The sequence below is a fragment of the Arthrobacter sp. B2I5 genome (assembly GCF_030816735.1).
In the GTDB taxonomy this organism is placed as follows: Bacteria; Actinomycetota; Actinomycetes; order Actinomycetales; family Micrococcaceae; genus Arthrobacter.
The window spans coordinates 2,316,641-2,330,325 of record NZ_JAUSYF010000001.1; the positions used below are offsets into that span (position 1 = coordinate 2,316,641).

Here is a 13,685-nt window from a genome sequence, read left to right on the forward strand (position 1 = left end):
CATTTAGCGTTCGTAGGTGTACCAGCCCTTGCCGCTTTTGCGTCCTAGGTTTCCTGCCTGGTGCATTTCACGGAGCATGGGGTGGGGTAGATCGGCGGGGTCGGTTGTTTCTGCGTAGGTGGCTTCGGCGATCATGCAGTTGATGTCGATTCCGACCAGATCCATGAGTTCGAAGGGGCCCATGGGATGCCCAAGGGCGGTTTTGGCGGCGGTGTCGATGTCCTCGGTACTGGCAATTCCGGCGCCTAAGAGGTTCAGCGCTTCGTCACGGAGCACGCCCATGAGTCGGTTGGCCACGAAGCCGGGAATCTCCTTGTTGATTAGGACCGGCTGTTTGCCGATCTTTCGAACCAGCTCCATGACGATGTCCACCGTCGCCTGTGAAGTCTGGGGGTGGCGGACCACTTCCACGCACTTCATTACGAGGGCCGGGTTGAAGAAGTGCACGTTGCATACTTGCTCTGGCCTGTGCGTGACTTTGGCGACTTTTGAGGAGCCAAGCGTGGAGGAATTCGTGGCAAGGATGGCGTGCGGTGGAGCAAACCGGTCGAGGTCGGCGAAAATCTGCTGCTTGATCTCCAACCGCTCCGTGGCAGCCTCGATGACAAAGTCCGCAGCTGATGCCGCGTTGCCCAAGTCGGTAGTGAAGCTGAGCCTGCTCAGTGCCTCCTGGGCGGCCGACGCGCTAGTGCGGCCCTTGGCCACGGCGGTATCCATGCGCTCCTCGAGCTGCTTCCTGGCCGTCGTCAAACCCGATTCCGCTATGTCCTGGATGGTGACGTGGTGGCCGGCCAGAGCGAAGACCATGGCGATCTGGGAGCCCATGGCACCTGCCCCCACAACGAGGACTCGCTCAATCTCGCGCTGGTTTGCCCCCTCAGCGGCTGACATTGTTGCCTCCGCGGAGGTAGACGGTCGTGGTGTGCGTAAAGAATTCCTTGGCGGCGTCGCCCTGTTCCTTGGGGCCGTAACCGCTCTTCTTCGCCCCGCCGAACGGGACGTGAGGGTCAGCGCCGGCTGATTCGGAGTTGACGTGCAGGATCCCGACGTCGATTTCGTCGATTGCAGAGAGTGCTGTGGTTATGTCCTGGGTGAACAGTGCCGCGGAGAGGCCGAATTCGCTGTCGTTTGCCAACTCCAGCGCTTCCTGGGTTGAGCCGGTTCTGCGGACCGAGAGCACCGGACCGAAGAGCTCCTGAGTCCAAACGTCCTGGTTCTGGTCACGTGGGAGTTCCAGCACGGTCGGGGCGATGAAGTAGCCTGCAGCGAGGTCACCGGCGTAGGGGGTTCCGCCGGCGAGGACGTTGGCTCCCTGGGAGATTGCAGTGTTGATTCCCTGTTGGATGGATGAGCGTGCTGCTTCGTTGATCACCGGGCCCATGTTAATTCCGGGTGTTGTGGGGTCCCCTACTGCCAGGTCGGCAGCCCGTTTCCCTAGTTCGGTGAGGAAGTCATCGGCGATCTCGTCGGCGACGATGAGCCGGGAGGTGGCTGTGCATTTTTGTCCCGAGGAGCGGAACGCGCCGAGCATCACTTGTTCGACGGCCAGGTCCAGGTCGGCATCAGAGAGCACGATGGCGGCGTTTTTTCCGCCCATTTCGGCCTGCACGGGGACACCCCGCCCGGCGGCTTTGGAGGCCAGGTTCCTGCCTACACCGGTGGATCCCGTGAAGGTCAGCCCGTCCAGTGCGGGGTGGTCAACGATGCTGTTTCCCATCGACCCCGGGCCTATCAGCAGGTTCAGTACGCCCTTGGGCAGGCCGGCTGATTGCAGGGCTTCCGCGAGCCGCATGGCCAGCAACGGTACTGTGCTGGCCGGTTTCCAGACGACGGTGTTGCCGTATGCCAGTGCGGGGGCGATTTTCCAGGCCGGGATGGCGATAGGGAAATTGAAGGGAGTGACGACGCCAATGACGCCCAGGGGTTTGCGTGTGACCATGATGGTCTCTCCCCGCCGGGGTGAGGAGTAGATGCTACCGGCTGCGCGGTCGCCGTCGTTCCCGTAGTACCGGAGAATTTGGGCGGCGCGCAGGACTTCGCCTTCTCCTTCGGCCAGGGTTTTTCCCTCTTCGCGGGCCAATTCCAGTCCCAGGGCTGAGGCGGATTGCTCCAGGATGGCTGCTGCTCGCAGCAGCACCAGGCCCCGTTCGTGAGCCGGTGTCCTGGCCCAGCCGTGCTTGGCTGCCGTGGCGGCGGCCATGGCCCGGTCAACATCGGGCCCGCCCGCTTGGAGGCCGTGGGCTACTGTTTCGGCGGGGCGGGCGGGATTGCTGCTTGCCACAGGGGACCCGGTCCCGTCTTCCCAGGCCCCGTTGATGAGGTGCTGGAGTCCGATTGTTGCTGTCATGGTTGTGCTTTCTTAGCGGAAGGCGGGTAGGCCGGTGATTTTGTTGCCAAGTATTAGCGTGTGGACCTCGTCTGTGCCTTCGTAGGTGCGGACGGATTCGAGGTTGTTGGCGTGCCGCAGCGGGGAGTAGTCCATGGTGATGCCGTTACCGCCGAGCATGGTGCGGGCTTCACGGCAAATCCGGATGGCCTCCCGGCAGTTGTTGAGCTTACCGACTGAGATCTGGTGCGGCTCCAGATCTCCGGCGTCCTTTAGCCGACCCAGGTGCAGGGCGAGAAGAAAGCCTTTGTTGATTTCCAGGGCCATGTCGACGAGTTTTTGCTGGGTGAGCTGGTAGCCGGCGAGGGGTTTGTCGAACTGCAGGCGTTCCTGGGAGTAGGCGAGGGCGGTGAGAAAGCTGTCGCGGGCAGCGCCCATGGCGCCCCAAATGATGCCATAGCGTGCTTCGTTGAGGCATTCGAAGGGACCCTTCAATCCTTTCGCGTTGGGAAGGATTGCGTCGGCGGGAAGCCTGACGTCTGTCAGCTCTATGTCGCATTGGATGGATGCGCGCATGGAAAGTTTCGGCTCAATCGGAGTGGCTTTGAATCCGGGGGTGTCGGTGGGCACGATGAAGCCGCGGACACCGTCCTCTGTCTGGGCCCAAATAATCGTCAATTTGGCAACAGAGGCCAGGCCGATCCAGCGTTTGGAGCCGTTGATGATCCAGTCGTCCCCATCACGCCGGGCGAAGGTTTTCATGGCACCGGGGTCGGACCCGGCGGTGGGTTCAGTGAGGCCGAATGAGCCGATCGCTTCCCCGTCCGCCATCTGCGGCAGCCACTCCTGTTTCTGCTCTTCGGAGCCGTGTTTGTAGATGGCGCTCATGGCGAGGGAGCCTTGGACGCTGACGAAGGTCCTGAGCCCGGAATCACCCGCTTCCAGTTCTGCCCCGGCAAGGCCGTATTCAACGGCCGTGCGGCCGGCGCAGCCGTAACCCTTCAGATGCATACCGAGCAGGCCCAGTTTTGCCATCTCGGGCACGATTTCCAGCGGGAACACGGCGGATTCATACCAGTTGGCAATGTTGGGCTTGATGGTTGAGTCAACGAAAGACCGCACGGTGTCCCGGAGCGCAATCTCGTCCGGGGTCAGAAGTGTGTCGAATTTGAGAAGGTCTGAAGGGTCAGTCATGGTGTCCTTTTAGTGCGAGATGTGGTCTCTGTAGTGGCAGGTTCCAGCGTCGAACCGGTCATACTTCAGTGGTTTGCTTTGTCCTTGGTGCGCGGTCTTCAGCATCGTCAGGGGTGTCGTTTAGCCAGCGGCGCACCGAGGTACTGTGCTCCCCCAACGCAGGTGGCGCGAAGCGGCGCTCATGCAGCGGGGGCGTCCAAGTGATGGGATGCCGGATCTGCTTGCCCGTGACCTGGCCCATCGCATCATGGACGTTAATTGTCGGTTCCAGTCCCAGCGATTCTGCGAACTCCACGGATTCTTTGATGGTGGCTACCTGCCCTGCGGGCACACCCACCCTGTTCAGCGTGTCCTGCCAATCCTGGGCACGGCCGCGGGCGAGAGCGCCTTCGAGCAGCGGGATCAATTCTGCACGGTGCTGAACCCGGCTGTTGTTGGTTTGAAAACGCTCGTCCACAGCCAGAGCGCTAAGGCCCAGAGCGTCACACAGCTTGGCGAACTGGCCGTCGTTTCCGCAGGCAACCGCCAGCGGCCCGTCCGCGCATTGGAGGAGCTGGTAAGGGGCGATGGAAGGATGGGCGTTGCCCATCCTTCCAGGGACCACACCGGCGCCAAGGAACCCCTGGCCCTGATTCGCCAGCGCACCCTGAAGGCTCGAGAGCAGATTGACTTCTATCAGTGCCCCGTTCCCTGACCTGTTGCGTTCGTTCAGCGCCGCCAACACCCCGATGGTTGCATCTTTGGCCGTCAGCACGTCAACGAGCGCAACACCAACCTTGGTCGGGTCACCGTCAGCCTCTCCCGTGATACTCATAAGGCCTCCCAGGGCCTGGACCACAAAGTCGTATCCGAGGAGATCGGCCCCGCCACCGCTACCGAACCCCGTAACCGAAACATAGATCAGACCGGGATTATCCGCGGCCAGGTCCGGATAGCCGAGCCCCAACCGGGCCATCCCGCCCGGTTTGAAATTCTCAATGACGACGTCGGCCCTGCGGGCCAGCTCACGGGCCAGCTCCCGATCTTCCGGGTCGGCAAGATCGAGGCAGACTGATTCCTTATTACGGTTCACGCTCTCGAAATACGTAGCTCCCGTAGCTGAAAAGGGAGGCCCCCAACTGCGCGTGTCATCACCGGCACCGGGACGTTCGACCTTGATAACCCGAGCCCCAAGATCTGCCAGCGTCATACTGGCGAGAGGGCCGGCGAGGACACGCGAAAAGTCCGCCACAACGAGGCCATTCAACGGCAGCACATGATGAGGGCCCGGCCCACCGTGAGATTCCAACAGCATTCCTTTCAAAAATTCGCCAACCGCGGTCAAAAAGACAGCGACTAGCCGCCCGCCGGCGCAGCTACAGACCCCGACGAACTAGGAATGTCGCCATGCCGGATTTCCTGGTAGACACGCGTGCGCAGTTCGGCGAACTCACGGGTGGCTTTGGTGGTGATCTGGTCGCGCCGCTCGCCCAGGTTGGTTTCGATCAGATCGACGACCTGGGTGGGTTTTTTACCTAAGACCAAGACGCGGTCGGCGAGATACACGGCTTCATCAATGTCGTGGGTTACGAGCACAATGGTGATGCCGAGGTGGTTTTTCAACTTCAGGGTCAGGTCTTCGAGGTCACCGCGGGTCTGGGCGTCCACCGAGGCGAAGGGCTCATCCATGAGCACGATTGCAGGCGCATAGGCAAGCGCCCGCGCGATGGCGACCCTCTGCTGCATGCCTCCGGAGAGCTGCCACGGGTACTTGTCCACGTGGTCCTTCAGGCCTACCTCAACGAGCGCCTCCATTGCCTTGGCCCGGCGCTTGGACTTATCCTTCACGGCCGAGCGCAGCGGGAGCATGACGTTGTCAATGACCGAGAGCCATGGCATGAGTGATCGCGAGTAGTCCTGGAAAACGATTGCCATTTCGGCCGGCGGTTCTGTGACTTCCCGGCCCCGGAGGGAGACCTTTCCCCTTGTGGGGGTGGTCAGTCCGGAAAGGCACTGGAGAAGGGTAGTCTTTCCGGCGCCGGAAGGACCGACGATGCACATGAACTCACCGGAGCGGACGGTGACGTTAATGTCACCGAGTACCTGGTGGTCCGCGAAGCTCTTGCCGAGACCTTCCACTACGAGGAGTTCGTCCGTTTGGGCCGGGTCGCCCACGAGTGGTGTTTCAGAGGTGGTCATGTCAGTCAGGCTCCTAAGCATTCTTCTTGTTGTGCCAGTCGAGGACCCGGGATTCCACCAATCGGAACCCGAAGTTGAGGAGATACCCCAGCACGCCGAGCATCACGATGCCTGACCACATGTTCAACACTTTGAAGGTGCGCTGGGAGTCGAGAATGAAGTAGCCGATACCCCCGGGGGAACCGACCATTTCGGTCACCACCATAACGACAGCGGCAATAGCAAGGGCTACCCGGGCACCTGAGAAAATTTGCGGTGCCGCGTTGGGGACGTAAATGAAGCGGATTCTGTCTCTAAGCGGGAGGCGGTAGCTGCTGGCCATCCTGAGCAGGACCGGCTCGACGGAACGCACACCATCGATGGTGTTCAGCAGGATCGGCCACATGGAAGCAAGGGCAATCATGAAGACTTTCATGCCATCCCCGATTCCGAGGAAGATAATTGCGATCGGAAGCAGCGCAACGCCGGGGGTCGAACGAAGGAATTCCAGAAGCGGCCGGATAGCTTCCTCGAAACGGGGCAGGAGTCCCAGCACGATCCCTCCGATGACCCCCACCAGGAGGGCGACCCCGAATCCTGTCAGAATCCGGAACAGGCTCGGAACCAGGTTTTCTACGATCCCGTCGAAAAACCAGAGCCGGTTCACTGCATCCAGGATCTTCGCCAGCGGGGGAAAGTAGAAGGACTTGCTGCCGGCTGACAAAACGAGCCACAGCATAATGAGGACGAACGGGAGCCAAATCTCCCAGGCAAGAGACGTAAGGCGCTTCATGCGGAGCGCTCCCCTCGGATGATCGGATGCCACCAGAGCATCCGGCGCTGAAACAGGACGAGGGCCGCATTGATCAAAAGACCGAGAACACCGGCGGTGATCGCGTATGCGAACACCTCTGGGCGTTTGAAGGCCTGTTCCATATGCGACAGTTCCAGGCCCAGTCCCGGCGCACCGCCGATGTACTCGGCAGCGATTGTCATGAGCAGAGCCATTGTTGCCGCGAGCCGCATCCCGGTGGAAACGAGCAGGGTCACGCTCGGCGCCCACAGGAAACGCAACCGGTCCCTGGTGGAAATGCGGAACACCCGCACAACCCACTTCAGCAGTGGTTCCACCTGTTTGGCCGCGTACATCGACTGGATGAGCAGCGGCCAGACCGCGGCCAGGACGATCATGGTGATTTCCATCCTGCTCGTGGCCCCGAAGAGCAGGAGGACCAGAGGCAGGAGGGCGATTGTTGGAATGGTACGAAAGAAGTCAATGACCCACCGTGTGCTCTGGGTCGCCCTCAGGGACACGCCAATAAGCAACCCGGCCGGGATGCCGATGACCGCGCAGAGTGCCAACCCGATGGCCCATACCTGCAGGGTGCTGCCGAGGGCAGCCCAGTATCCGCGCGTACCCCACAGTCCGATCAGCGCGCTAAACACGGCCGTCGGGGCAGGGAGGCTGTCACTGTCCACGAGTGGACTCACAGATACCAGCTGCCAGATCAGCAGGACGGCGGCGACAGCGACAGCCTTGTAACCCAGCCCGACCCGTTTCCGCTCAGGGCTCGCGGGGTTCCCCCTCCTGGCTTTTGCGCGCACCCCTGCAAGGGCAGCCGCCTTATTGTTCGCCGTCATTTCGGTCATTTGATATCAGCGAGGAGGTCCTCGGCCTTGGGCTTTTCGGTCAGGATCCCGTACTTGACCGCCAAATCGGAGATCTTATCGAGTTGGGCTGGAGTAGTCTCCGAGGTGCCGAAGGTCTGGTAGAACGCGTTGGCAAGTTGTTCCGGCGTGTATTTCAGCTCCGACTGGGCCACCTTCGCAGCAAGTTCACGGTTGCCGTTGACCTTCTTGGCAGCGGCGTAGACGCTGTCGGCAAACTTTCTAACCGTGTCCGGGTTCTTAGCGATGAAGTCTTCGGTAGCCACATAAACAGAGCTCGGAACTCCCTTGTTTCCCGGGGCGTCCGTGTTGTGGATCAGCTTGACCTTTCCTGCGGCAATGGAGCTGGACATCAACGGCTCAGCGGGAGTGGAGGCCTGAACCGTCCCCTGCGTGACCAGATCGATGGTCTGAGCGGAGGGAACCTCCACGAAATCGATCTTCGACGAGTCACCGCCGGCGGCGTCAACGAATGCCCTGATGTTCATCCACGTCTGCGTCTTGATTGCAGGAACGCCGACTTTTTTCCCCACGAGGTCAGTTGGAGAGTTGATGGGACTGTCGGTCTTTGCCACAACCCCGGCAGCGGACATTTCGCCGTTACCGCCGTTGGTGGACTGCTCACCATTGACGGCGATGATCCTTACCGGCAGGCCCTGGCTGCGGGCCTGCATGAAAGTGATGGTATCCATCTGAGCGACTTGGAGCTCACCGCTGAGCAGCTGGGGCACCGCATCGTTTGCCGATTTGTTGGCTACTGCCGAGACGTTCAGACTGCTGGAAGAGAAGTTGCCGTCACTGACGGCCACGCGCAAGCCCAACCCCGAAAGAGTTGGCGTCGCTCCGACCTTGAGATCCTTTACCTGGTCCGCGGCGGCTGGCTGGGGGGCGGCTGTGTCAGAACCCCCGCACGCGCCCAGCATCAGTGCGAGGGCCACGGTCGCTGCGGCGGCGCTGCTGCGGCGAACCAAGGAGGATGAGTTGGTAATGGCGGGCATTGGGTAACTCCGGTCTCATGTAAGCGGAATGATTTGTGCGGTGAATCACTTATGTAGTGCTTGGTACAGAATGCTACGAAGGGCGGGCGGGCCATGCAACGGGTCTTTCCACATGGCGCAAAGCTAACGCCGGATCCTAGGCGCCGAGAGTTTTTTGAAGTTGACCCGCCGCTCGCTGAAGGGCGGTCGTGGACTGCGCCAGGTTCGTCTGGTGTGTCCGTGCGGACACGCTGATGGCGGCCACGGCCACACCGCGATGCAGGATGGGCGCGGCGACGCAGACCTGGCCCAGAACAGATTCCTCCAGGTCGTAAGCCAACCCGGTCGAGCGGATATCGATGAGTTGCTTCTGCAGCAGCCGGGGGTGGATTAGGGAGTAGCGGGTGGGCCGCGGAAGCAGTCCCTGCAGGACTCGTGCGACCGTCTCGGTCGGCTGGAACGCGAGCATGGCTTTGCCCAGGCCGGTGCACGTGGAAGGAGCACGGCCGCCGATCGCCGTTGGGGCCGGAACGGTGCGCAGCCCCACGACCTTGTCCACGAGAACAATCTCGGAGCCTTCGGGGACGGCAAGCCGGACCGTCATGCCCGTAGCCGCGTAAAGCTCCCCGAGGTAAGGCGAGGCCTGCTCCCGCAACCCCTTGGGCCGGCACAGAGCTACTTGGTTTCCAAGTTCGAAGAGTTTGTCTCCCAGGCGGTAGCGAGTGCCTTCCTTGGAAACGAAACCGCCTTCCACCAGATAAGCCAGCAGACGGAAGGCGGTGGAGGTGGGAACCCCGACGCGGCGTCCAATCTCACTCACACCCAGGAGGGGGCCGCCATCGCGGAAGGCGTCCAACAACTGGAGGGCCTTGAGTACTGAGGCGGTTCCCTGGCTGTCGCTTCTGGCATCGAGTCGGGCCGTCTCGTGAAGATCGTGTCGGTCTTCTATTACTGCTGTCATGGTTGACTCCACTTCTGTCCGTGGCGGGCCTGCCACTTCGCTGTCTACTCACGGAAGGCGGTGAGCTGACTCACTTCTGTAGTGAATGGTACACTGATTGTAACGAGCGTTCCACTCCGTCGCAATGGCCGCCCTTGAGCCCGGCAGAAGTACGATGGGGTGCCAGCGCTTCCGCCTCCGCCCTCCGCGGCACAGCCCTCCGAGGGGAGATTTTCATGAACACCAGCCGTCGAAACGCCCGCGGGGAAGCCAGCCTGCAGCGCATCCTGCAGTCCACGGTGCAACTGGTCAGCCGTTACGGATACGACAACACGACCATCGCAAGAATTGTCCGAGCTACTGAACGCCCCGCCAGCTCGATTTACTGGTTTTTTGAGAATAAGGACGAGCTGATTACGGCGGCATTGGAAAACTCGTATTCGCACGGAGCCCCCTCCCGCCGGCCATGGGAAGAGTTCAAGCCTGAACGTCCGCTGCTGGAACAGCTCAGGGAAGAACTGGAACCCGAACTCCGCGCTTCAGAGTCCGAAGACCCGCTGCGGCTCGGCATCATGCTCGCGCTGGAGGGAAGCGCGGCCAACTCCAAGATCCAGGAGCCCTTCCAGCGGCGCCGGACAGGCGCTCAACTGCGTATCGAAGCCTGGTGGGAGGCCGCCTTCGCCGGGCAAAGTGCGGTTGAAGCTGCCGCCCGGGCCGCGGGGGTTGAATGGATGGGAAGGCTGACCATGGCCTTCCTGGACGGCCACTACATTTCCGACGTCGCGGTTGAGGACCGTGACGCGGCCCAACGCAGCACCATCGTGGCACATGCCCTTGCTGGTGCATTTGAGGTCATGACTGGATCCGCTCAGCATCTCGTCCCGGAACGGAACCCCCTTACCGCCCTCCCGGCGCGGCCTGAGACGGCCCAGACCGCGCCGGAAACCCCCAACCTGTTGCACGTAACCCGGGCATTGGTCGCCGAACATGGTTATGAAGGCGCCACGATGAGTAGGATCTGTGAAGCGTCAGGGATGAAACGCAGCTCAATTTACTGGCGTTACAAGGACAAGGATGCGCTGATTACAGCCGCTGTCGCGGAACCCTTCCTGGAGCTGCTGACACCCCTCCGCGAGCTGCCAATGACCAGCAATGATTGGCTGCAGGAACTGTCGTCCGCACTCACCAAAGTGATGAGCGACGCGCACGAACACCCGGACACCGTCAAAAGCGGCTTGCTGCTAAAGCTCCAGCGCTGGGACCCGCCCACCTCAGGTGGGTCCGCTGTCCTGGCAGGTACAGCGTCAGCCGAGGAACAGTTGGCCCTATGGTTCGAAGAGGTTCTCCCAGCGGCACAGGATAAAGAGACAATCGGCGTGCATCTGGCCTGGATTGTTGCCCGGCTCTGCGAAGGCCTGATGCTCGGCTCGGCGTTGGGCCACCCCCTGGCATCCGACGCCGTTGCCGGCATCCTGGTTCCCATGCTTTCCAAGGCCCTGGAGGGCTGGCAGTCCAAGGTCTGAGCGGAACCCCTTCCCCTCTGCAGCTCCACCTGGCGGCAGAGGCACCTGCGGCACCTTCCGGCTTCAGTAGCTGCTGATTGTGTCTGCCGGTTTCTGGCTGGTGGCGCGGAACTGACCCAGCAGGTTATCCGCTGCCCGGACTAACAGTGATGAGTCCACGCCGACACCGGCGAAAGTAATTCCCTTGTTCAACCACTCCCGGGCGGCAGCGACGTCGCTGAGCATGATGCCGCTTGGAGTTCCGGCGCGGCGAGCGGTCTCAATGCCCTGCTGGATGGTGCGGGCTACCTCCGGGTGGCTACGTTGATCCCTGAAGCCCAGATCGGCGGCGAGATCCGCTGGCCCAAAAAGCACTCCGTCGACTCCGTCCATCGCAGCTATCTCCTCGAGGTTTTCGATGGCTTCGGCGGTCTCAATCTGGACTACGAGGCAGATACTGTCGCCTGCCGCCAGGACGTAATCCGTCACACGGCCCCACCGCGAGGAGCGGCCAAGCCCACTGCCCATCCCACGCACACCGTGCGGCGGATAGCGCACTGCCCGGACCAGTTCCGCCGCTTGCTCAGGGGTGTTCACCATCGGAATCAGCAGGTTCTGCACCCCGATTTCCAAGTACTGCTTAATCAGAGCCGTGTCACCATTGGGCAGCCGGACCACCGGCTGGGACAGCTCGTTGGCCTGGTCCCCCAGCAGCGACCCGGCTGCCGCTATGCCTTGCAGCTGTGCCAGCACCGAACGCAAGTCGTTGGGGCCGTGCTCGGCGTCGAGAAGCAACCAGTCATACCCGCAGCCGGCCAGTATTTCTGCGGCGTATCCGTCGGCCAGGACGGACCAGAGCCCGATCTGTATGTCGCCGGCGGCCATCCTCTCTTTGAAGCGGTTAGGCGGTGTTTTTCTGGTGATTGACATGTGTCTCCGTTGCTAGAGTAAGTGGAAGGAGACGGTTCCGAGAGGGCCGTAGTCGGCCTGGACCACGTCGCCCGCCGTCAGGGGAACGGGCCGCGTAAATGACCCTGCGAGAACCACCTCACCGGCTTCCAGACGTTCACCAAAACCGTGCAGCCGACGCGCAAGCCACGCCACACCGCTGGCCGGGTGGCCGAGGACGGCCGCGGCCACGCCCGATTCCTCAACGACGCCATTGAGGTGAAGCAGTGCACTCACCCATCGCAGGTCCACTTCATCAGGCCGGACGGGGGTGCCGCCGGTGACGATTCCGGCGTTGGCGGCGTTGTCGGAGATGGTGTCAAAGACCTTCCTGGGCTCGCCTGTGTCGCGGTCGAGTTGCTCGATGCGGGCATCGATGATTTCCAGGGCGGGGGTCACTCGGTCGGTGGCGTTGAAAACATCGTTGATGGACACATGCGGGCCCTCGAGCGGACGGTTCAGGAGAAAGGCCAGCTCGACTTCGACGCGCGGACGGATGAACCGTTCGGTGGGGATGGTTTGCCCTGATTCGTAAACCATTTCGTCAAAGAGTGTTCCGAAATCCGGTTCGTTGATCTGGCTGCTGATCTGCATCGCACGGGAGGTCAATCCGATCTTGTGTCCAACTATTCGTTGGCCCTCGTCCTGTTTGAGTTGGGCCCACGCTCGTGAAACGGCGTAACCGTCTTCGATACTCATGTGCGGGAATCGGCGCGAGAAATGTCGGACCTGTTCCCGGCTTTGCTCTGCCTCATGCAGTTCCTGGGCCAGGAGGGTGGACGTCTGCTGGTCAAGGACCATTACCTGGCTCCCTCCGCCTGCAAAACACCCAGGAATTCCTGAGCAACCCGGTTGAAACGCTCGGGCTGTTCAAACTGGGCCCAGTGATCGCAGCCGGTCATCTCCACGACCGTGCTGTTGGGGATCAGCTTTCCGAGCAACCTGGCGTTATCCAAGAACATGTTCGGAGCCTCCACTGCGGCGATGATCATTGTTGGCTGCTCCAGCCGTGTCCACTCATCCCGGGACAAGTGTTGCCCGCCTTCGGTAAAAGCAAGCAGGTGCCTCATCGCCCGAGCCATCTCCGGCTGTTTGTAGATACGCAGGCGGACGCCGACCAAGTCGTCGATGAGATCCTCCGGATTCAGCATCAACCGTCCCATGGCGGCGGTGACTGATTGCCAGGACGGAGTCTGCGCGGCGTTTTGCCGTCGGCGCCTGACATCTACACCAAAGTCTTTTTCCTCATCGGCATCGACGACCACGCCTGCGGGGGCCACCATTACCAACCTGGTAATACGCTCCGGATGATCCAAGGCAAGCCTCGCTCCGACCCAGGAACCCAGGGAAACACCGATGACTGCAGCCTCCCGAATACTCAGTGCGTCCATTACGGCCAATGCATGGGCTGCGTAATCCGGAATCAGGTAGGGGCGGTCAGGTTTGTCCGTGTAACCGCACCCGAGCATGTCGATGCCGATGACGCGATGGCTTTCACCGAGTGCGCCGTAGTTCGCACAAAAGTTTTCCAGACTTCCCGCCGTTCCGTGAAGCAGGAGAACAGTTGGGCCCTGCGGATTCCCGGCTTCAAGGTAGCGCGTGCGAATGCCGCCAGCGTCGACCCAGCCCAACGTATGTGGAACGGTGTTGAGGTATGTCCATACGCTGCGATAGCCGCCTGTGCTTGCCTCACCAGTCATGGTGGACTCCTTTCTGTGGATCCTGGGGCGACACATGTGGCCGCGGAAGTCGCCTCTCGGCTGTATGCGTGGGGACCAACACTAGAGGCGTCCGGGGAAGCGGGGAATGAGTTTATGCCGCATTATGGAATGACCGGTCCATGACTTTGGTAACCCTGACAGCCAGGTACTCATCACCTGGCCGGGCCGTTGAAAAAGAATGTTTTTGTTCGTTCCGCTATCTGGAAGACGGCCCTCGCAACCGTGCACGCATCGGCATAGGCTCCCGGTAAC

General features: G+C 61.4%; 13 protein-coding genes. 1 reads left to right on the top strand and 12 read right to left on the bottom strand.

The features are described from left to right. Positions 1-3 precede the first annotated feature (3 nt). The 9 genes from QFZ60_RS11010 to QFZ60_RS11050 form a co-directional block, all read right to left on the bottom strand. Positions 4-891: a 3-hydroxyacyl-CoA dehydrogenase family protein gene (locus QFZ60_RS11010; protein ID WP_307090500.1), complete on the bottom strand. Its 888-nt coding sequence runs from the start codon at positions 889-891 to the stop codon at positions 4-6. Beyond that, the gene (locus QFZ60_RS11015; protein ID WP_307090502.1) at positions 878-2,347 is read right to left on the bottom strand and encodes an aldehyde dehydrogenase family protein; all 1,470 of its coding nucleotides are present in this window, start codon (positions 2,345-2,347) and stop codon (positions 878-880) included. Before QFZ60_RS11015 ends, QFZ60_RS11010 begins: the two co-directional genes overlap by 14 nt. A gap of 12 nt (positions 2,348-2,359) precedes the next feature. Further along, positions 2,360-3,520: an acyl-CoA dehydrogenase family protein gene (locus QFZ60_RS11020; protein ID WP_307090504.1), complete on the bottom strand. Its 1,161-nt coding sequence runs from the start codon at positions 3,518-3,520 to the stop codon at positions 2,360-2,362. A 58-nt stretch (positions 3,521-3,578) separates the two neighbouring features. Next, positions 3,579-4,814: a CaiB/BaiF CoA-transferase family protein gene (locus QFZ60_RS11025; protein ID WP_307093293.1), complete on the bottom strand. Its 1,236-nt coding sequence runs from the start codon at positions 4,812-4,814 to the stop codon at positions 3,579-3,581. A gap of 41 nt (positions 4,815-4,855) precedes the next feature. Then, complete coding sequence (locus tag QFZ60_RS11030) at positions 4,856-5,698, bottom strand: ABC transporter ATP-binding protein (protein ID WP_307090506.1); 843 nt, start codon at positions 5,696-5,698, stop codon at positions 4,856-4,858. Positions 5,699-5,711: 13 nt separating this feature from the next. Continuing rightward, positions 5,712-6,470, bottom strand: coding sequence for an ABC transporter permease (locus QFZ60_RS11035; protein WP_307090508.1), 759 nt, complete (start codon positions 6,468-6,470; stop codon positions 5,712-5,714). After that, a complete protein-coding gene (locus QFZ60_RS11040) occupies positions 6,467-7,318 on the bottom strand; it encodes an ABC transporter permease (RefSeq protein ID WP_307090510.1) in 852 nt (283 codons plus the stop codon). Before QFZ60_RS11040 ends, QFZ60_RS11035 begins: the two co-directional genes overlap by 4 nt. A 5-nt stretch (positions 7,319-7,323) precedes the next feature. Beyond that, entirely contained in the window at positions 7,324-8,343 is a 1,020-nt protein-coding gene (locus QFZ60_RS11045) for an ABC transporter substrate-binding protein (protein WP_307090512.1), read from the bottom strand. Positions 8,344-8,479: 136 nt separating this feature from the next. Beyond that, positions 8,480-9,283, bottom strand: a complete 804-nt coding sequence (locus tag QFZ60_RS11050; protein ID WP_307090514.1) for an IclR family transcriptional regulator — start codon at positions 9,281-9,283, stop codon at positions 8,480-8,482. A 215-nt stretch (positions 9,284-9,498) separates the two neighbouring features. Here QFZ60_RS11050 and QFZ60_RS11055 point away from each other — a divergent pair, with 215 nt between their 5' ends. Beyond that, the gene (locus QFZ60_RS11055) at positions 9,499-10,785 is read left to right on the top strand and encodes a TetR/AcrR family transcriptional regulator (RefSeq protein ID WP_307090515.1); all 1,287 of its coding nucleotides are present in this window, start codon (positions 9,499-9,501) and stop codon (positions 10,783-10,785) included. Between the two features lie 63 nt (positions 10,786-10,848). Here QFZ60_RS11055 and QFZ60_RS11060 read toward each other — a convergent pair whose 3' ends face one another. From QFZ60_RS11060 to QFZ60_RS11070, 3 genes are read right to left on the bottom strand one after another with little or no spacing between them, the layout of a single operon-like run. Further along, positions 10,849-11,694, bottom strand: coding sequence for an HpcH/HpaI aldolase/citrate lyase family protein (locus tag QFZ60_RS11060; protein ID WP_307090517.1), 846 nt, complete (start codon positions 11,692-11,694; stop codon positions 10,849-10,851). Positions 11,695-11,706: 12 nt separating this feature from the next. Further along, positions 11,707-12,513, bottom strand: coding sequence for a 2-oxo-hept-4-ene-1,7-dioate hydratase (gene hpaH, locus QFZ60_RS11065; protein ID WP_307090519.1), 807 nt, complete (start codon positions 12,511-12,513; stop codon positions 11,707-11,709). Beyond that, the gene (locus QFZ60_RS11070) at positions 12,513-13,412 is read right to left on the bottom strand and encodes an alpha/beta fold hydrolase (RefSeq protein ID WP_307090521.1); all 900 of its coding nucleotides are present in this window, start codon (positions 13,410-13,412) and stop codon (positions 12,513-12,515) included. The genes hpaH and QFZ60_RS11070 overlap by 1 nt, the downstream gene beginning before the upstream one ends. Between the last annotated feature and the right edge of the window lie 273 nt (positions 13,413-13,685).